Origin of the sequence: Jiella flava (assembly GCF_017349315.1) — a bacterium.
Classification (GTDB): Bacteria; Pseudomonadota; Alphaproteobacteria; order Rhizobiales; family Rhizobiaceae; genus Jiella; species Jiella flava.
The window spans coordinates 35,144-53,896 of the sequence record NZ_JAFMPP010000010.1 but is presented as its reverse complement, the minus strand read 5'-3'; the positions used below and the strand labels follow the sequence as shown (position 1 = coordinate 53,896).

Annotated in this window: 18 protein-coding genes; 14 read left to right on the top strand and 4 right to left on the bottom strand. The window is 64.2% G+C overall.

Going from position 1 to position 18,753, the window contains the following annotated elements; translation table 11 throughout:
* Positions 1–47: 47 nt before the first annotated feature.
* Positions 48–1,040 (bottom strand): beta-ribofuranosylaminobenzene 5'-phosphate synthase family protein, encoded by a 993-nt coding sequence (locus J1C48_RS12385; RefSeq protein ID WP_231081766.1) that lies wholly within the window; start codon positions 1,038–1,040, stop codon positions 48–50.
* Between the two features lie 74 nt (positions 1,041–1,114).
* Here J1C48_RS12385 and J1C48_RS12380 point away from each other — a divergent pair, with 74 nt between their 5' ends.
* From J1C48_RS12380 to J1C48_RS12340, 9 genes are all read left to right on the top strand, one after another.
* The gene (locus J1C48_RS12380; RefSeq protein ID WP_207258165.1) at positions 1,115–1,486 is read left to right on the top strand and encodes a 4a-hydroxytetrahydrobiopterin dehydratase; all 372 of its coding nucleotides are present in this window, start codon (positions 1,115–1,117) and stop codon (positions 1,484–1,486) included.
* A 72-nt stretch (positions 1,487–1,558) separates the two neighbouring features.
* Positions 1,559–2,674 (top strand): molybdopterin-binding domain-containing protein, encoded by a 1,116-nt coding sequence (locus J1C48_RS12375; protein WP_207258164.1) that lies wholly within the window; start codon positions 1,559–1,561, stop codon positions 2,672–2,674.
* 30 nt (positions 2,675–2,704) lie between these two features.
* Positions 2,705–4,345, top strand: a complete 1,641-nt coding sequence (locus tag J1C48_RS12370; protein WP_207258163.1) for a formylmethanofuran dehydrogenase subunit A — start codon at positions 2,705–2,707, stop codon at positions 4,343–4,345.
* Between the two features lie 8 nt (positions 4,346–4,353).
* Positions 4,354–5,253, top strand: a complete 900-nt coding sequence (gene fhcD / locus J1C48_RS12365) for a formylmethanofuran--tetrahydromethanopterin N-formyltransferase (protein WP_207258243.1) — start codon at positions 4,354–4,356, stop codon at positions 5,251–5,253.
* Positions 5,250–6,059: a formylmethanofuran dehydrogenase subunit C gene (locus tag J1C48_RS12360; protein WP_207258162.1), complete on the top strand. Its 810-nt coding sequence runs from the start codon at positions 5,250–5,252 to the stop codon at positions 6,057–6,059. The genes fhcD and J1C48_RS12360 overlap by 4 nt, the downstream gene beginning before the upstream one ends.
* Positions 6,060–6,233: 174 nt before the next feature.
* Positions 6,234–6,440 carry a hypothetical protein gene (locus J1C48_RS12355; RefSeq protein WP_207258161.1) on the top strand — a complete coding sequence of 69 codons (207 nt, stop codon included), beginning with the start codon at positions 6,234–6,236 and terminating at the stop codon, positions 6,438–6,440.
* Positions 6,441–6,570: 130 nt separating this feature from the next.
* A complete protein-coding gene (locus J1C48_RS12350) occupies positions 6,571–7,128 on the top strand; it encodes a thioredoxin family protein (RefSeq protein ID WP_207258160.1) in 558 nt (185 codons plus the stop codon).
* Positions 7,125–7,811, top strand: a complete 687-nt coding sequence (gph, locus tag J1C48_RS12345; protein ID WP_231081765.1) for a phosphoglycolate phosphatase — start codon at positions 7,125–7,127, stop codon at positions 7,809–7,811. Before J1C48_RS12350 ends, gph begins: the two co-directional genes overlap by 4 nt.
* Positions 7,812–8,266: 455 nt before the next feature.
* Complete coding sequence (locus tag J1C48_RS12340) at positions 8,267–8,650, top strand: DUF2934 domain-containing protein (RefSeq protein ID WP_231081764.1); 384 nt, start codon at positions 8,267–8,269, stop codon at positions 8,648–8,650.
* Positions 8,651–8,693: 43 nt separating this feature from the next.
* Here J1C48_RS12340 and J1C48_RS12335 read toward each other — a convergent pair whose 3' ends face one another.
* The gene (locus J1C48_RS12335; RefSeq protein ID WP_231081763.1) at positions 8,694–9,521 is read right to left on the bottom strand and encodes a tetratricopeptide repeat protein; all 828 of its coding nucleotides are present in this window, start codon (positions 9,519–9,521) and stop codon (positions 8,694–8,696) included.
* 216 nt (positions 9,522–9,737) lie between these two features.
* Here J1C48_RS12335 and J1C48_RS12330 point away from each other — a divergent pair, with 216 nt between their 5' ends.
* From J1C48_RS12330 to J1C48_RS12320, 3 genes are all read left to right on the top strand, one after another.
* Complete coding sequence (locus J1C48_RS12330) at positions 9,738–11,141, top strand: leucyl aminopeptidase family protein (RefSeq protein WP_425523502.1); 1,404 nt, start codon at positions 9,738–9,740, stop codon at positions 11,139–11,141.
* Positions 11,138–12,010 carry a C40 family peptidase gene (locus tag J1C48_RS12325; protein ID WP_207258158.1) on the top strand — a complete coding sequence of 291 codons (873 nt, stop codon included), beginning with the start codon at positions 11,138–11,140 and terminating at the stop codon, positions 12,008–12,010. Before J1C48_RS12330 ends, J1C48_RS12325 begins: the two co-directional genes overlap by 4 nt.
* 93 nt (positions 12,011–12,103) lie before the next feature.
* Positions 12,104–12,850 carry an SDR family oxidoreductase gene (locus J1C48_RS12320; protein ID WP_207258157.1) on the top strand — a complete coding sequence of 249 codons (747 nt, stop codon included), beginning with the start codon at positions 12,104–12,106 and terminating at the stop codon, positions 12,848–12,850.
* A 306-nt stretch (positions 12,851–13,156) separates the two neighbouring features.
* Here the strand turns inward: J1C48_RS12320 and J1C48_RS12315 are convergent, their stop codons facing one another.
* Together J1C48_RS12315 and J1C48_RS12310 are read right to left on the bottom strand one after the other, a co-directional pair.
* Positions 13,157–13,645: a chemotaxis protein CheW gene (locus J1C48_RS12315; protein ID WP_207258156.1), complete on the bottom strand. Its 489-nt coding sequence runs from the start codon at positions 13,643–13,645 to the stop codon at positions 13,157–13,159.
* Positions 13,645–15,528: a methyl-accepting chemotaxis protein gene (locus tag J1C48_RS12310; protein WP_207258155.1), complete on the bottom strand. Its 1,884-nt coding sequence runs from the start codon at positions 15,526–15,528 to the stop codon at positions 13,645–13,647. The genes J1C48_RS12315 and J1C48_RS12310 overlap by 1 nt, the downstream gene beginning before the upstream one ends.
* Before the next feature lie 496 nt (positions 15,529–16,024).
* On the opposite strand from J1C48_RS12310, the gene J1C48_RS12305 reads away from it, so the two are divergent.
* Positions 16,025–17,092 carry a GNAT family N-acetyltransferase/peptidase C39 family protein gene (locus J1C48_RS12305; RefSeq protein ID WP_231081762.1) on the top strand — a complete coding sequence of 356 codons (1,068 nt, stop codon included), beginning with the start codon at positions 16,025–16,027 and terminating at the stop codon, positions 17,090–17,092.
* A 9-nt stretch (positions 17,093–17,101) separates the two neighbouring features.
* Positions 17,102–18,556 carry a RimK family protein gene (locus J1C48_RS12300; protein ID WP_207258153.1) on the top strand — a complete coding sequence of 485 codons (1,455 nt, stop codon included), beginning with the start codon at positions 17,102–17,104 and terminating at the stop codon, positions 18,554–18,556.
* The last annotated feature ends 197 nt before the right edge of the window (positions 18,557–18,753 follow it).

Below are 18,753 nucleotides of genomic sequence, written 5' to 3'. Positions count from 1 at the left end.
TCGGCCAACTGGGCCGGTGAATGAAGCAGAGGCCGGGCGGGCAGCCGTCAGCGGCCAAGGCTCGTGCCGACCCGGCGGCCCAGGGCGGCGGTGCTGCTGATCTCGACGCCGCGATTGCGGCCGCGCGCGACGCGAATTTCGAGCGCTTCGGCCAGGCCCTGGCTGCTCAGCTGTGCCACCAGAGCCTCAGCGGCGTCGTTTGATGGGGCGAAGGCAAATCCGGTCGGCCCCCAGGAGCTTTGTCCGATACCGCGCGCACCATTGGCGGCGAGCCAGGTGCAGGCGGCGGCGACCGTGTCGCTGCTGAACACACCGCCTTGCGCCGTGGCGAAATGGGCGCCAACCTTTTCCTGGATCTCGGCGATGGCCGCGCCGAAGGCGTCGAGGTCGTGCTCGCCGAGCCCCGGCAGCGCGCGCAGCAGTACCAGCTGGCAGATTCGCGCGGCGTCGCTTTCGGCAAAGGGCGGCAGCGCTGCGAAGGCATCGAGTTCGTCCTGCCCGTGCACGCCGGTTTGGCGCGGGTCCATGACGAGGATCACGCGCCAGTCGTCGGGGAAGGGCAGGCGGGCGATCAGCGGCGGCGGCAAGTCGCGGTCGCCACGCCCGCCATCGACGGCGACGCCGCCGCCGGTGATGAAGGCGGTGCCGAGACCGGAGCGGTTGCCGCGGCCCAGCAGCGCTGCATCCTGGTCCGGGGCGAGGTCGCAACCTTCCAGCCGCCGCAGCGCGCAGGCGATTGCAAGGGCAAGCTGGGTACCGGAGCCGAGGCCGGCATGGGCCGGCATGGCGGTGTCGATGGTGAGCGCATAAGCGCCGCGCAGACCGAGCGCGCGGCGCATGGTGTCGAGATGGCGTGCGGCGCGTTCGGCATGCGGGCCGGCAACCGAATCGCGGCTGGCGCGCTGGACGGCGATGGTGGTGCTCGGGGCGTCGAGCGCGAGACCGATGCCGCCGAAGCGCCGGCCGAGCGAACCGCCGGGGTCGAGAAACCCCAGATGCAGCCTGGCGGGCGCCGAGACGATGACGACGTCTTCGATCAAAAAAATATCCTGCCTTCCGCGTGCCCGTTCCCTTATTATTGGTGGGCGAGACATCGGGGCAAGGGAGAAATTCAATGGGTGCGAAGACCTATTCCGAGGCTGAGGTCGAGGATCGGCTGAAGGCTGAACTGCCGACCTGGCGGCTTGAGGACGGCTGGATCCGGCGAACCTACAAGACTCAAGGGTGGAAAGGCACGCTGATGGTGATCAACGCCGTCGGCCATCTTGCCGAGGCGGCCTTTCACCATCCGGACATCACCGCATCCTATGCCTGGGTAGAGGTCCGGCTGGTCAATCACGCGGCCAAGGGCATCACCGATTCGGATTTTGCCTTGGCGAGGATGATCGAACAGGTGGTGATGTGGCAGCCTGGCAAAGAAGACGGCCCGCTGCAGGGCACGCCGGACGACCCGCGCTTTGCCTATATCAAATACGACAAGTCGTGAGCCGGCTGGCGGACGATTGACCTTGCCGATCCAGGCTGTACCTTGAGTGCTGGGCACAGAAAGCGAGAGTTCGTGGACAGAGCGTGGATCGACGGGCAGCCGGCGACCAGCGACGAGGCACTCGATGCGGCGGCAAAGCTTCTGGCCGATGCGGTGCAGCCCTTCGTCGGCGGCTTGCGGACCGATGTGGCAGGGCTGCGCGCGGCGTTTGCGTTGGCCAAAGACCTCGGTGCGATCGTCGATCATGCCGATTCGGCGACCATTGAACCGTTTCTTTCCGCCTTGCGCGATGGCGGCGCTTTCCTCGCGGCGCCGGCCGAGATGCGGCGCCGGGCCGACCGGGTTCTGGTGCTGGGCGACGAGCCGGCGACGATCGGGGCGGATCTCTTGACGAGCCTGAGCACGAGCGAGCCAGATCTCGGTGTGCGCACGCGTGGATCCGGCCGGCAGATCATGGTGCTGGGCACGGTCGCAGGGCCGGTCGAGGGCCACGATGGCGTCACGCGGATCGACTGTGCGAGCGACGACCTCGTCGATGTTGTCGGCATGGTCCGTGCGAGGCTGGCCGGCCGGCCGATCGGTGAAGGGCCCCTCGGCGGAACGACAATCGCGACGATTGCAGAATTCGTCGCGGCGGCGGGCTTTGGCTGCATCGTCTTTTCTCCGGCCGAGGTCGGGGCCCTCGGATCCGAGCAGGTCTTTGGCCTGGCCGCCGACCTCAATGCCGAGACCCGCTGCAGCACATTACCTCTGCTGGGCAGTGATAACGCGATGGGGGCGGCTCTGCTGTCGACCTGGACGGCGGGCTTTCCCTTGCGCCTGTCCTTTGGGCGTCGTGAGGCCGAGCATGATGCCGCGCTTTATGCCAGCGACCGTCAGCTTTCCGGCGCGGGCGAGGCCGATTGCGCGGTGATCGTCGATGCGTTGGCCGATGGAGCAGCCGCCGCAGCACCCGCTGTCGCCCTTCCGGCTATCGTGCTCGCCGCCGATCCGGCCGCGGCGAAAGCGGCCCAGATCGGCTTTGCGGTCGCCTCTGCCGGGCGGGACCATGACAGCATTCTCTACGATTCGCGGTTCGGCAGCTTTGTCGGCCAGACCGCGCAAGAAAGCAGCGAGCTGCCGACAGCGGCCGCCATCCTCACTGCACTCGCCGAGCGTCTCGGCGGGCGGGTGGCGGATGCGGCGTGATCGATCGCAGCCGGGAGGAACATCTCTGACATGCTGAAACGGTTATCGGGCGGTCATGTCGTCGATCCGGCGACCGAACGCGATGGGGTCATCGACCTCTATGTCGAAGACGGCGTCATCGTCGATCCGCCCTCGGATGGGCGCAGCGCCGATGAGACCATCGACTGTACAGGTCTCGTGGTCATGGCCGGCGCGATCGACATCCACTCCCATATCGCCGGCGGCCACGTGAACACCGCACGGCTTCTCCTGCCGGAATGGCATCGGGCGTTTTCGTCCCGGCCGGGCGAGACCGCGCTGTCGCGGGTGGGCTGGACCACGGAAGAGACCGGTCTGCGCTACGCGCAAATGGGTTTCACCACGGTGGTGGAACCGGCCATGGCGCCATCGTCGGCGCTGCATGCCCATCTCGAACTCGCCGACACGCCGATCATCGACAAGGCGACGCTGGTCGTGCTCGGCAATGACGATTTGCTCTTATCGATGATCCGTGACGGCGAGAGCGAGAATGCGATCGCCGACTACGTCGCCTGGACGGTCGCCTCCAGCCGCGCGCTCGGTGTCAAATGCATCAATGCCGGCGGTTCGGCGGCTTTCAAGGAGAACGTCCGCAAGTTCGAATTCGACGACGTCGTGCCGGACTATGGCGTTTCCTCGCGGCAGATCGTCAAGACGCTGCAACGGGCGGTCACCAGCCTCGGCATCGCCCATCCGCTGCATGTTCATTGCAACAATCTAGGCGTGCCGGGCGCATCGTCCGATGCGATCGCGGCAACCATGCGCGCCGCCGAGGGCGACCCGCTGCACCTCGCCCATATCCAGTTCTACGGCTACGGCACCGAGGGCAAGCGGCGCTTTTCGTCGCGCGGCCGCGATCTCGCCGCGCTCGTCAACACGACGCCGGAAGTCACCGTCGATATCGGCCAGGTGATGTTCGGCCAGACGGTGACGATCTCCTCCGACGAACTGCGGCAGTTTGCCGGCCGGGCGCAGGCCAGCCCGAGAAAGTCGGTGATCTTCGACCACGAGGCGAATGGCGGCGGCGTGGTGCCCTTCGATTACCGGCGAAAGAGCTTCCACAACGCGCTGCAATGGGCGATCGGGATGGAGTTGTTCCTCTTGATCGAGGATCCTGCGCGGGTGTTCTTCACCACCGATCATCCGAATGGCGCGCCTTTCACCACCTATCCGGACATCTTCGCGCTGCTGATGGATCGCTCCGTTCGCCAGGCATGGCTGGAGGCCCTGCCGAAGGCGGTTCGGGAAATGACCTCGCTCGCCGAGATCGAGCGCGAATACACGCTGAACGAAATCGCCACCATGACTCGTGCCGCGCCGGCGCGGCTGCTCGGGACCGCCGATCGCGGCCATCTCGGCGCCGGCGCCGTGGCGGATATCGCGGTCTATCGGCCGGGCGCCGACAAGGCGGCGATGTTCGGCACGGCCGCGTTTGTGCTGAAGGACGGCGAGGTGGTGGTGCGAAACGGAGCCGTGGTGAAGCGGACCTTCGGCCGCGCCCTGACGCTCCGACCCGAGCCCGACAAGGCGATGAAGGCCCGGCTCGACCGCTATTTCGACGACAAATACGGGCTGTCCGCCCGCTGGTTCGAGGTGCCGGACGGCGCGCTCGGCCACAACGATCCGTTCAAGGTGGTGCCATGTCGGGCGTAGGCGAGACGATGGTGGTGAACGGCGTTGAGATCGACGACAGCTTTGCCGAGGCCTTTCCGATGGCCGGCACGGCGATTGAGATCACCGCGATCAACGAGAAATGGGCGCTGGAGGCGGCGCGCTCGATGACCGGGTTTGCGACCTCGGTCATCGCCTGCGGCTGCGAAGGCGGCATCGACCGGCTGCTCTCGCCGGACGAGACTCGCGACGGGCGACCGGGCGTGCGGGTGCTGTTTTTCTCCTTCGATGCCGGCGGGCTCGAAAAACAAGTGACGACACGGCTTGGCCAATGCATCTTGACCAGCCCGACATCGGCCTGCTTTGCCGATTTCGACGGCGAGGAGACGATCGATCTCGGCAATGCGATCCGCTATTTCGCCGATGGCTGGCAGATCTCGAAGAAATTCGAGGGCAAGCATTTCTGGCGCATGCCGGTGATGGAGGGCGAGTTTCTCTGTGAGGCGAAAACCGGCATCACCACGAATGGCGTCGGCGGCGGCAATCTCCTTTTGATGGCGCGCAGCACGCCCCAGGCGCTCGCGGCCTGCGAAATCGCGATCGAGGCCATGCGCAAGGTTCCGGGCGTGATTATGCCGTTTCCGGGCGGCATCGTCCGGTCCGGTTCCAAGGTCGGCGGCAAATATAAGGGGATGATGGCGTCGACCAACGACGCCTATTGTCCGACGCTGAAAGCCGTCACCCGGTCCGAACTCACGCCTGAAATCGGCTCGGTGCTCGAAATCGTCATCGACGGCCTCTCGGCCGAGGCTGTGGCCGATGCCATGCGGGTCGGCATCAAGGCGGTCACCGACCTCGGCCCGGTGGAGGGCGCAATCCGGATCGGGGCCGGCAATTACGGCGGCAATCTCGGGCCCCACCACTTTCATCTCAAGGATCTTTTGCCATGAGCGGGCTGACCTTTCGCAAGAAGGCGGAGCCGGAAGAGCGGCTGGATCTTTCGCCGCTCGTGCCGGCGCGCCTTGCCGGCCTCGCGGCCAAAGATATCGCTGCCTTGCCGATCGGGCTGACGCGCCGGGGTCTCGTCGTCGACGACGTCTTCACGATCGCAGGCGACGATCCCGCGGCGATTCGCTTTGAGGGCGGTTCTCATCGCTTCGACCGGATCGGTGAAGCGATGGCGGCCGGTGACATCACCGTCGATGGCGATGTCGGCGTGCGGCTCGGCCGCGCGATGGCGGGCGGAACGATCACCGTGAACGGTACGGCCGGCGACGATGCGGGCTCTGCGATGGCCGGCGGGGTGATCGCGATTTCCGGCGATGCCGGGGACCGCCTCGGCGGACCGTTTGCCGGCGAGATGACCGGCATGAAGGGCGGTACGATTACGGTTGGTGGCCATGCAGGTGCGCGGGCTGGCGATCGCATGCGCCGCGGTGTGATTGCGATCGCCGGCGACGCGGCCGGAGATCTCGGCAGCCGGATGATCGCCGGAACGATCGTCGTCGGCGGCACGACCGCCGCAACGCCCGGTCGGCTGATGAAGCGCGGCACGCTGTTTCTGTGCGGCGGGGTGGATCATCTCGCGCCGACCTTTCTCGACAACGGCCCCGCCGACCTCTTGATCCTGAAGGTGATGGCCGACGCGTTCGCCGAAGGGGCTGTTGGCCCCGTCCCCTTTGCCGGCAAGATGATGCGTCGGCTCGGCGGTGATACGGCCGTGCTCGGCCTCGGCGAGATCTTTTTGCCCATCTGACGGGAACCGGATTGCGCGATGGGCCGCGTCGCTGGCGGATTGCTGCGGTCCGTCTTACGCGCTCGCAGCCGGCAGGCAGCCCATGCTATGCATCCGTTTGCTGACCCGATGCGAAGCTAGGAGGACGTGACGACGCTGGCTGGGCACCGGCTTAACGCAAAGGATCCTCATTCGATGATCGATCTCGTTCTGACCGTTTGCATGATCGCGACGCCGCAGCATTGCGAGCAGCAGCGCCTGACCTTTCAGGCCCGTTCGACGCGGGCCCAGTGCATGATGCTCGCCACGCCTTATGTCGCAAAATGGGTTGGCGATCATCCGCGATGGAAGGTCACCGAATGGCATTGCGAATGGCCTGAGCAGCGCGCGAATCCGATCTGAGGCCAGACAGACGGAATCCGATTGTCTTCGAATGCGCATCCCGCGCGCGTCGCCGCAACCACCGCTTTCCTTGCCGCTGATCGGCGCCACATAATAGGGCTTGGCACCGGACGAGACAGGAAGCTGACACATGGCCGCTCATCCCCCCGTCTGCGATTTTGGCCGGCCGGCGCTGGATGCCGCGCTGCCCGGCGTCGATGGCCGGAGCCATCGCATTTTCGAGCATCGCGGCGCGAACGGCCTGCTTATCGCCTTCATCTGCAATCACTGCCCCTATGTGAAGGCCGTGATCGACCGGCTGGTGCGAGACGCCAACGACTTGGCGCCGCTTGGTATCGGCACCGTCGCAATCTGCTCGAACGACGCGGATGCCTATCCCGAGGATTCCTTCGACAAGATGCGGCGCTTTGCTGACGAGCATGGCTTTCCCTTCGTTTATCTTCAGGACGAGGATCAGAGCGTGGCCAGGCAATACGGCGCTGTATGCACGCCGGACTTCTTCGGCTTCAACAAGGATTTGAAGCTGCAATATCGCGGCCGCATCGATGCCTCGCGCAAGGAGCAGGCACCGCCGGGAACGGCCCGCGACCTGTTTGATGCCATGCGACACGTCGCCGAAACGGGGGAAGGGCCGCGCGAGCAGATCCCGTCCATCGGCTGTTCGATCAAATGGAAGGACGCGGCATGATGGCCGATATGGGTTGGCCGAAAGCCGTGTTGTTCGATCTCGACGGGACGCTGATCGATTCCGCTCCCGATCTGCATGCCGCCTTGAATCAGACGTTGGAAAGCTACGGCGAGCCGCCCTTCACGCTGGAAGCCGTCACCCGAATGATCGGTGCCGGCGTGCCGAAACTGATCGAACGCGCCTATACCGCGCTCGACAAGCATCTGGATCCGGCAACGCGCGATCGCGTCGTTGATCGCTTTTTGAAGATTTACGAGCCGCGCAGCACGGAGCTGACGACGCTCTATGCCGGGGTGAGCGAGGTGACTCGCAATCTGAAGGCCGAGGGCCGGCTGATCGGCGTCGTGACCAACAAGCCGGGACAGGCGGCCGAGGCGATCCTTCGGCATTTCGGCCTGTTCGAGCTGATGGACGTCGTGGTGGGTGGTGATGCCGGCCCGCCGAAAAAGCCAGAGCCCGGCCTGTTGCTCCATGCCTGCGAGATCCTCGATCTTTCGCCGCAAGACGTGCTGTTCGTCGGCGATAGCGAAAACGACGTTGAGGCCGCGAAAGCCGCGCGGATCAAGGTCGTCGCCGTCGCCGGCGGCTACACCGTGCTGTCGCCCGACGAGCTCGCGCCGGATCACATGGTGGCAAGTCTCGCGGAGCTGCCGACGATGTTCGCGGCGCTGCAGGACGGTTAGCGGTGTCGACGTGTCGCTGCCTCGCATGAGGCGGGATCGGGTCTTTGCGACAATTCGAATTGTGGCGAAAACTTGCCTTTCAATGCAATAAGCTATCTATACCTCTGATGCGGCCCGACGTTGCCGCCGTGCGCGGCTGAGGCAGAAGGGCCATTGATGACGACATACCGAGATGCCGAAGACATCATTCTTCTGGCGACGATCCTGTTTTGGCTGCTCGTGCTGGCCGGCGCGATGATTGTTCTCCGCTGACGGCGTGCGAAGCTTGCCGCCTGGCTTGATGCTTCGTCGAGCGTCCGCTCCGCCCGTCGGCGAAGTTTCGAGGCTGCTAACGAAATTTCAACGATAAGTGCGTCGTTGCGATGCAACGAATGCTTTCACCTCGGAGTTGCCTGATTTAAAGTTGGATCCGCATGAAGAGCTCCTGCCGATGGGCGGGCGGGGAGGAGAGATCGATGCCGAGAATTGACGAGGCGGCCGAGATCAGGGCTCTAGCGTATCAGATCTGGGAACAGGAAGGCCGACCCCACGGGTTCGACCACGTGCACTGGGCAAAGGCCAATCGCGTCTATGCCGAGCTGCATCCAACTCCCGACGCAGAGGCCAAGGGTGACGCTGCGACGCTGACCGATGGGGCTGGAACCGATGCCGGACCGTCGGAAGTCGAGCGCCTACGCGCCGCACTCTGGACGCCGGAGCCGTTTTCACCGGCTCTTTTCCCCAATGAGGTTGTGGAAACGCGGTCGGTCTGGCGACGCCATCGCGATGGGGTCGGGACCGCGGCGTCGAGCGCTGCGCGGCTGGCAGATGGTCAGACGGCATCGTCCTGGACGCGCTGACGCAAACGTTCGCTGATCTGAGAAGTGGAAGAGCGCGGCGATCTCAGCCGCGACGCTTCGTGTCGCTCTGGCGCAGCTTCGACCAGGTGTTTTGCTGGCTCAGCATCTTGCGCAAATAGGCGACATTCGCCTCGGCGTCGTCTGGGGAGAGTTCCGCGCTGGCGATTTTTTGCGCCTCGGCGAACCGGCCCTGCAAACCGACGACGAGAGCGAGATTTTGCCGGATGCGGCTGTCGCCGCCTGGCTGCTTCAACGCTTCCCGCAGATATTTTTCCGCCGACGGCAGGTCGTTGGTCAGAACGTAGGACATACCGAGATTGGACAGGACGGTCGGATCATTCGGCTGAATCTCGAGCGCCTTGCGATAGAGCGTGCGGGCGTCGTCGGACTTGCCCATCTGATCGAGAATCGCGCCCTCGGCCGAAAACAACCGCCAGTCGGGATTGTCGGGGGTTTGGGCGCGTTGGATCGTGGACAGCGCCTTCGGCAGATCGCCGGCGGCGGCAAGCGCTTTGCCATAAGCGGCCAGCACATCGCGATCCTTCGGATGAGCGATCGCCACCTGCTGCATCACCGCAAGCGACTGGTCGTTGCGTCCGGCCATCTGCAGCACGGCGGCATAGGAGAGGCCGGTGCCCTTGTCTTTCGGATTGTTCTGATAGGCCTCACCATAGGATCGCACGACGCCCTGCAACTGCGAGGCGGGCATTGCCGCGACCGTTCGGGCTGACGGGGCGGGGCTCCGACTGATCGAGCCGGTGATCTCGCGCGAAACCGAGGCACAGCCCTGAACCGCCAGCAGCGCCAGCGCGGCGGCCACGAGGGCGCCGTGCCTGAAATGCCGCATCGGGTGAGCGTCGCTAACGGCCATCGGTCGATCTCCATCCTGTTTTTGCAGGCCACCCGCTTATGACGGGCCATGCGAAGACGACAATATTTCGTTAACCCTAACGAGCGGTTAACTTGCGGCGCGCATGCTGCGGCGGCGTGCGGCGCGCGGCCACGCACCTCTTGATTCCGCCGCATCAGGCGAAGACAACCCCTCTTCGACCCTTTCGATCGTTTTCGCAGAATCACGGAGACCGCCATGTCGATTATGCTCAGACCTCGCTCCGGCGATGGTACCTTGCCGATCCGCGCGGTCTTCAGCGATGGGCTGGAGACGCTATCGCAGCGCGAGCGCGATTGGGCCAAGACCATGCGCTTTGCGGCCGATGCCGGTGCTGTGCTCGTCGTTCCGGGTGAGGGCGCTCGGCCGTCGTCCGCGCTGCTCGGCTTGGGGGCGCGCAAGAGCGATGCGATCATAAAGGCTGCCAAGCCGCTGCTCTTCGGCGCGTTGGCGGGCAAGCTGCCGGCCGGGCAGTGGCATGTCGAGGCGGGCGACGAGGCCGGCGATCCGACGCTGCGGGCGCTTGCCATGCTGCTCGGGGCCTATCGCTTTACCCGTTACAAGCCCGCGGCAGCAGACGCTGAGCCGACCGAAATCTTCCCCGGTGAGGGCGCCGACCTGAGCGAAGCGCGCCATCTGGCCGATGCCGTCTTTTTGGCCCGGGATCTCATCAACACTCCGACCAATGATCTCGGCCCGGCGGAGCTCGAAGCGGCGGCACGCAACCTTGCCAGCGAATTTGGCGCCGAAATTTCGGTGACGACCGGCGACGACCTTTTGGCCGCGAATTTTCCGATGATCCATGCGGTCGGCCGGGCCAGCGCCAGCGCGCCGCGCTTGATCGATTTTTCCTGGGGCGCGGGCGATGCTCCGAAGGTCACTTTGGTCGGCAAGGGCGTCTGCTTCGATACCGGTGGTCTCGACATCAAGCCCTCCTCATCGATGCTTCTGATGAAGAAGGACATGGGCGGCTCGGCCAATGTCCTGGCCCTGGCGCGGCTGATCATGGCCTTTGGGCTAGCGGTGCGGCTGCGGGTGCTGGTGCCGGCGGTGGAAAATTCGATCTCGGCCTCGGCGTTTAGGCCGAGCGACGTTCTGAAGAGCCGCAAGGGCAAGACCGTCGAGATCGGCAACACCGACGCCGAGGGGCGGCTGGTGCTGGCCGATGCCTTGGCGTTGGCCGATGACGACGAGCCGGAGATCCTCATCGATATGGCGACCTTGACCGGCGCTGCGCGGGTTGCGCTCGGACCTGACGTGCCGCCGTTCTTCACCGCCGACGAGAGCTTTGCAGCAGCGCTTGCCGAGAGCGCGGTGAGCGTCGCCGATCCGATCTGGCGCCTGCCGTTGTGGCAGCCCTATGCGGACAACCTCGCCTCGAAGGTCGCCGACGTGAACAACGTTACCAGCGACGGTTTCGCCGGCTCGATCACCGCCGCGCTGTTCCTCGAAGGCTTTGTCGAGAAGGCCAAGACCTGGGCGCATTTCGACGTCTATGGCTGGCGGCCGAAAGCCGCGTCGATCGGCGGTGTCGGCGGCGAAGCCCAAGCGATCCGAGCGATCTTCGCCGTTTTGAAGCAGCGCTTTCCGGCAGCGCAATGAGCCAAGCCACCCCCGATCCGCGCCTCAACGCTATGCGGGACGACCTTGCCGACGCGCGGCTGAAAGGTCGCGTCGAGGCTGCGCGCTTCGTTGAGGGCCGTCCTTTCCGTGTCACCGCGCCGCTTCTGCCCTTGCGGCGGCGGCCTCAGCACGATGCCGCGCTCGACACCGAGCTTCTCGGCGGCGAGAGCGTGCTGGTGTTCGACGAGACGGCGGATGGCTGGTGCTGGGTGCAGGCCGAAGCCGATTCCTATGTCGGCTATGTGCCGGCCGACGGGCTCGGCGCGGAGGATGCCGCGCCGCCGACGGCCCGGGTGACGGCGCCGCGCACGCTGGTTTTTCCCGCGCCCGACATCAAACGCCGACCGCTTGCTGCTTTGCCGATGGGCGCTGAAGTCGCGGTCGCCGGCGCGGCGCGCGATCACAATGCCGACTATGCCGAACTTGCCTCAGGCGGCTTCGTCGTGCGCCAGCATCTGGCCGGCCTCGACGAACGGGCGCCGGATTTCGTGGCGGTGGCCGAGCGCTTCGTCGGCGTTCCCTATCTTTGGGGCGGCAAGAGCGCGCTCGGGATCGATTGCTCCGGTCTCGTCCAGATCGCGCTGCAGATGGGCGGAGCGACGGTGCCGCGCGACACCGACATGCAGGAGCGGGCGCTGGGGACACGGCTCGCCGGAATCGAGGGGCTTCAGCGCGGCGATCTGATCTTCTGGAAGGGCCATGTCGGCATCATGATCGACGGGCACAGCCTTTTGCATGCCAACGCCCATCACATGATGACGGCGATCGAGCCTCTGGCGGAGGCGATCGGGCGGCTTGACGCGCGGGGCGCCGGCGTCACCAGCGTGCGGCGGATGCGCGCTGCGTGAGAAGACGCCGGTTGCATTGGTTCGCCGGCGGCGATCGGTTACACCGGGAATCGACGCGGCGCGATCCGATTGCGCCGAAGGGAGGAGAAAGACATGTCGAAGAAAATCGCGGTGGTCACGGGTGGGGGAACCGGCGTCGGCAAGGCGATCACCAAGGCGCTCGTCGACGATGGGTTTGAGGTCGTGATCACCGGCCGCCGCAAGGCTGTCCTCGACGATGCGGTGGCAGAGATCGACGCCTCTGCCATCCACGCCGTCGCCTGCGACGTCTCCGACCGTGCAGCCGTGGCGGCGCTGTTCAAGACGGTGGAAGACCAATTCGGCCGGCTCGATCTTCTGGTCAACAATGCCGGCGTCTTCAGCCCGTCCGTGCCGCTCGAAGAGCTGCCGGCGGATGAATGGAACAAGGCGGTCGGCGCCAATTTGTCCGGCACCTTCTTCTGCACCCAGGAGGCGTTTCGGATGATGAAGGCACAGCAACCGCGTGGCGGCCGCATCATCAACAACGGTTCGATCTCGGCCACGACGCCCCGGCCGAATTCGGCGCCCTATACCGCCACCAAACATGCCATCACCGGCCTGACGAAATCGGCCTCGCTCGACGGGCGCAAGTTCGATATCGCCGTTGGCCAGATCGACATCGGCAATGCGGCCAGCGACATGACGGCGAAGATGTCCGGTGGGGTGATGCAGGCGGATGGCGAATTGCGGCCTGAGCCGACGATCGATGCTGTGCACATCGCCCGCGCCGTCGCCTATATGGCCAGCCTGCCGCTCGACGCGAACGTGCTCACCATGACCGTGATGGCCAACCTGATGCCATTTGTCGGCCGCGGCTGATTGGGGCGCCGATGCTGACGAGGCGTCGGCGTTTGATATGGCCGCAGTTTCGGCTTTCTGAATCACCGATCAAGTGATCGGGTCGCTCTTTTGCTGCCGATTGCGTGACATGACCTGCCGGCCATGGCTCTCGTGGCTTTGGTTCAAACGCTATTCGGGCTTGCTGGCGAACCCTTAAAAGCGATGCTCTGCGATGGTCGCCGGTCTTAACAGCATCGGCCCGAAAATCGGAGTCGATTTCCAGGCCGATGCATCAATTCAAAGAGTTGGAGCGTCCATTCTGCGTTCGATCGGACGCAGGGCGGTCTAATCAAAGAAGTCAGAGCGTGAAGGCTCCGGGAACATCCGCCCCAGATTGAGGAAACAGATCATATCGCCCTGATGGGCGATGATGCCCTCGACATAACTCTTGTCGAAGCCGGACGTCATCTCCGGCACCGGTTGTACCAGTGACTGGTCGATTGTGAGGATATCGGAGACTCGATCGACCATCAGGCCGAAGACCGCTCCGCCGAGCTCGGCGACGACGATGGCGCTGCGCTCGGTCGGCTCCGACCACCCGTGGCCGAGCTTGCGGCCGGTGTTGATCACCGGGATGACGGCCCCGCGCAGATTCATCATGCCCATCACCTCTGGCGAGGCGTGGGGCAGCGGCGTCGACTTCGCCCATCCACGGATTTCCCGAATCGAGGTCGTGCGGACGCAGAATTGTTGCTCGCCGAGATAAAATGCGATGATTTCAATCGGATCGTTCGCCGCCTGGGTCTGGTTGGCGGCGGTTTCTAAGGCTGTCATCAAAATTCTTCCCATTGATCGGGCAGCGCCGACTGTCGCGAGAGTTCGGCGCCATGTCGCCCGAAAGTTGCCGGAGCGTTGCGGATGAAAGCGGTCGCGTTCGGCAACTTATCCGGTCTTCCTGTTGCTTGGCTGGACGCTAGGGCAATACAGGCGCTTCCTTGCGCCGCCGAGGCCCTTTGAGCCGCAGCGTTGCGCCGCTTGGCGCGCGCGGCATTGCTGGCTTCGTGCGGCGAGGAAAGCTGGAACGCCGCGAGCAGGTCGTCAAGCTGCTGGGTGTCGGTGGCCAGTCCATGGCAAGCGGCCGAGGACTCTTCCACCATGGCGGCGTTCTGTTGCGTGTCCCTGTCGATCGATCCGATCGCGTGGTTGAGTTCGTCAAGTCCGGTCGCCTGAGCACGCGCCGCCGCGACGATCGCCTGAACTTTTTCATCGATGGTTTCGAATTCCGTCAGAATGGCCTCCAAGGCCTCGCCGGTTTCGCCAACCCGCGCCACGCCATCGGCGACCTGCTGCGAAGACGCATTGATCAACGTCTTGATTTCCCTAGCGGCCTTCGCCGAGCGCTGGGCAAGTTCGCGGACCTCTTGCGCGACAACGGCAAACCCCTTGCCGGCCTCGCCAGCCCGGGCCGCCTCGACCCCGGCATTCAGCGCCAGAAGGTTGGTCTGAAAGGCGATTTCGTCGATCACCGTGATGATGCTGGTGATCTTGTTCGATGACTCTTCGATCCCGCTCATCGATGCGATCGCGTCACCGACGATCTGTCCCGATCGTTTCGCATCGGCTGTTGTCGCAGCGACGAGAATCCCGGCTTCCTCCGCCGCGGTGGCCGAGACGCGAATATTGGCGGAAAGCTCCGTTATCGCAGCGGCGGTCTCCTCGACTGACGTCGCCTGGGTTTCGGTGCGCTTGGCAAGATCGCTCGAGGCAATGCGGATTTCCTCGGTCGCGCCAGCAATCGACGAGGCGGTCTCTTCGACCCGCGCGAGCGCGGCTTCCAGCGTGTCGAGCGAACGGTTGAAATCGACGCGGATCGGATCGAGTGCCGGCAGGAAGTCGTGTTCAAGACGCTGGCTGAGGTCGCCATGCGCCAACCGTTCGAGGCCAAGGCCGATCGCCGCGACGGCCTCGACACGGTCGGTGACGTCGGTGGCAAATTTGACGATCTTCAGCGGCTTGCCGCGGGCATCAAGCACCGGGTTGTAGGATGCTTGCATATGGATCAGCCGGCCGCCTTTGCCCAGGCGCTGAAATTCGCCTGCGACAAACTCGCCCCGCCCGAGCTTGTCCCAGAAATCACGATATTCCTGACTGTTGGCATAGTCGGGCTCGACCAGCTCGCGATGATGCCGGCCGACCACCTCGGCGCTGTCGTAGCCCAAAAGACCAAGAGCGTTGGCATTGGCGGCAAGCACCATGCCGTCCGGTGAAAACTCCAGCACCGCCTGGAAGCGGGAGATCGCCGCGAGCTTACCGGCCATCTCCGCCACGATTTGCTTATCTTTGGAGATATCCCAGGCCAGCGCGATGATTTTATAGGGCTTTTTAGAGCGGCCACGCACCGGTTGATAAAGGGCCTTGAACCAGGCGCCGGAACCGGCTTTTGTCTGGTAATGCCACTCACAGCTCTGCGCTTCGCCTTCGAGGAGGCGGCGCCAGAACGATTGATCCGCCGCTGCGTCTTGGGCGTTTTCGCCGAGCAAGGCGGTGTGGGTCAGGCCGCCGAACTCGTTTGCGCCACGCTCGAAACAGGCATGGGCCCATTGGTTGCCCTGTAAGACCTGGCCGCCAAGATCGAACTCGACCACGATCATGGCCTCTTCGAGCGCGGCTAGAATATTGGTCGCGTCCGATCCGATGCCGAAGCGCAGGTAGCTCATGGGATCACCTCGAGGTCAAAGGCGTTCATTGAAAATAAGGAGGAAATCATCAGATTGACTGATTTTTTTGTAGCCGGCATTGCTTTTCGGCGCGGCTATTGCCGTTTCACCTTGCTAAGATTACAACTTCAGGACGTTAAAAAGAAGTTTATTTCGTTAGTTGATGATTAAAACCAAATAATACGTTCATATCTTCTGTAATTGCTCGCGCGCCGACAATTGTCTTTTGCGCACATTGGTTGTCGTCGGCTCGTGCCGATCGCGCGAAGCCCGCCGAATCACACTCCCGCGAGCGGTCCTTCTGCTAAAAAATCGACATCGCTTTTCGCGAAAAGCGGGTGCATAAGGGCGTGATCAAACCCAGCCGACATCCAGTTGCGGAATCTTCGCCCCCATGTGCGCCTCAAGCGCTCTGTCCCAACCTCGCTTGTCCTCCCCAGAACAGCCTGAGACATCAGTTTCCGTGAGGCGCGCAGTGCCGGGAGATCTTGATGCGATGGTTGCGTTGGAAGAGGCGGCGTTCGACGCCGACCGCATCACCCGGCGCTCGTTCCGCAATCTGATCGGCTCGTCGAGTGCTCTGATCCTCGTCGCCGAAGCGGGCGAGACGGGCGGCGCGATACTCGGCTATGCGGCGCTGTTGTTTCGCCGCGGCACCGGCCTTGCCCGACTTTATTCCCTGGCGGTGGCAAAGGCGTCGGCTGGCCGTGGCGTCGGTCGCCGGCTGCTGAAAGCGTGCGAGGCGGCGGCATTCGATCGCGACCGTATCCTGCTGCGCCTTGAAGTGCGCGAAGACAACGTGCGGGCGATCCAGCTCTATCGCTCGGAAGGTTATCGGCCGATCGGCCGCTATCTCGACTATTACGCCGACCACATGCCGGCGCTGCGCTTCGAGAAGACGTTGCGCGGCGACAAACCTTTCGACACCGGCGTGCCCTACTACGAGCAGACCACCGATTTTACCTGCGGCTCGTGCTGCCTGATGATGGCGATGGCCCGCGACGTGCCGGGCTTTCGGCTCGACCCGGTGATGGAGATCCGGCTGTGGCGCGAGGCGACGACGGTGTTCATGATGTCGGGGCCTGGCGGCTGCGATCCGCACGGCCTTGCCGTCACCGCCCACGAATTCGGCCTTGATGCCGAGATTCACGTCTCGCAGCCTGGTGATCTCTTCCTTGAAGGCGTGCGCAGCGCCGAAAAGCAGAAGGTGATGGCGCTCGCCCAGGAGGATTTCCGCCGGCGCGCCGCCGATTACGGCATTCCGATCGTCATCGAGCCGTTTTCGCTGGATCTGTTGCGGGCCCATATCGCGACGGGCGGCACCGCGATCGTGCTCGTCTCCGGCTACCACATGTTTTCCAAGAAGGTACCCCATTGGGTGCTCGTCCATGGCGACGACGGGCGGCACGTGATCCTGCACGATCCGTGGGTGGCCGATGAGCGCGGCGAGACGATCGCCGATGCGGCCCATCTGCCGCTGCCCTATGGCACCTTCGACAAGATGGCGCGTTTCGGCAAATCGGGCCTGCGCGCCGCGGTGTTTCTTTCCCCCCGACGGAGCTGATCGTTCTACATGTCTCAATGGGTCGTTCTCGTCGGCCGACTGTCCGATCTCGACAACAGCGCGACACCGCACAAGGTGATGACCAGCCGGGATTATCTCGCCCGTCCCGCGCTGTTTCGCGGCCAGCGGCCGAAGGTCATCAATCTCTCGCGCTCCTACGCCTATCAAAGCCGCGGCTATTATGCCTCGCTGCTGGCGGAGGCCCGCGGCCATCGGATCATCCCGTCGGTCGAGACGATGATCGATCTTTCGGAAAAGAAGCTCTACGAAAACGCCCTCCCGGAACTCGACGCGGCGCTGCGCAAGGCCTGCGAGAAGGGAACGGCGCCGGCTTCGCCGATCCGGCTCTATTTCGGCTATAGCGACGATTCTCGGCTGGAGCGGTTTGCCAAGCTGGTTTTCGACTGGTTCCGCGCTCCGGCGCTCGACATTCACCTCGAGGCCAACGCCGCCATGCCGACGATCCGGCGGATCGCCTTTTCGACCCTCGGCAAGCTCGACACCGCCGAGATGGGCCGGCTTTATGCCGCGATGGAGCGCTACACGGCGCGCGAATGGCGGGCGGCCAAGACCAAGACGCCGTCGAAATACGCCTTTGCGACCCTGTGCGATCCGCGCGAGGAGCTGCCGCCGTCCTCCGTCGACACCTTGAAGCATTGGGCGCGGGTCGCCGCGCGCCTCGGCGTCGATGTTGAGCCGATCACCCGCAAGGACCTGCCGCGGCTCGCTAATTTCGACGCGCTGTTCATCCGCGAGACGACATCGATTTCCAACCACACCTATCGCTTCGCAAGGCGTGCGGCGCAGGAGGGCATGCCGGTCATCGACGATCCGATCTCGATGATCCGCTGCACCAACAAGGTCTATCTCAACGAGCTGATGGCGGCGAATGGCGTTGCCTGTCCGCCGAGCGTGATGATCGCGGGGCGGGAGGATTTTTCCCGCGCCGCCGACGAACTCGGCTTTCCGATGGTGCTGAAAATTCCCGACGGCTCGTTTTCGCGCGGGGTTAAGAAGGTCGAAGACCTTCCCGGCCTGGAAAAGCTGGCGACCACTTGGCTTGAAGACAGCGATCTGTTGATTGCGCAAAAATTCATGCCGACCAAATTCGACTGGCGGATCGGCGTTTTGGGCGGCGAGCCGCTGTTTGCCGTGCAATATCTGATGGCCAAGCAGCACTGGCAGATCATCAATCACGACACCGGCGGCCGGCCGATGGAGGGTGGCTTCCGCAGCTTCGCCCTCGGCGACGCTCCGCCACACGTCCTCGATGCCGGCCTGCGCGCCGCCCGCTGCATCGGCGACGGCCTTTACGGCGTCGACCTCAAAGAAACCGACGACGGCGTCTTCCTGATCGAGGTCAACGACAACCCCAATCTCGAACATGGCGTCGAGGACGCTGCCGAAAAGGACGAGGTCTGGACCCGCCTGACCCGCTGGTTCGTGGACCGGATCGAGCGGTGAGGGGACGGGTGTTTCGATGCCCCAACCCTAGCGCTGATCGTGTCTTCGAACAGCGTTTTGGTGTTTCACTCTCAGCATGATTGCGCATCCGGAGCGCGGTGGCCTTCGGTAACGCGCCGACGACCAAGAAAGTCACCACTGCTCGCAGACGGCACGTTGACTGGCCAATCGGGTTGTCGCTTTTATTCGTGATCGAA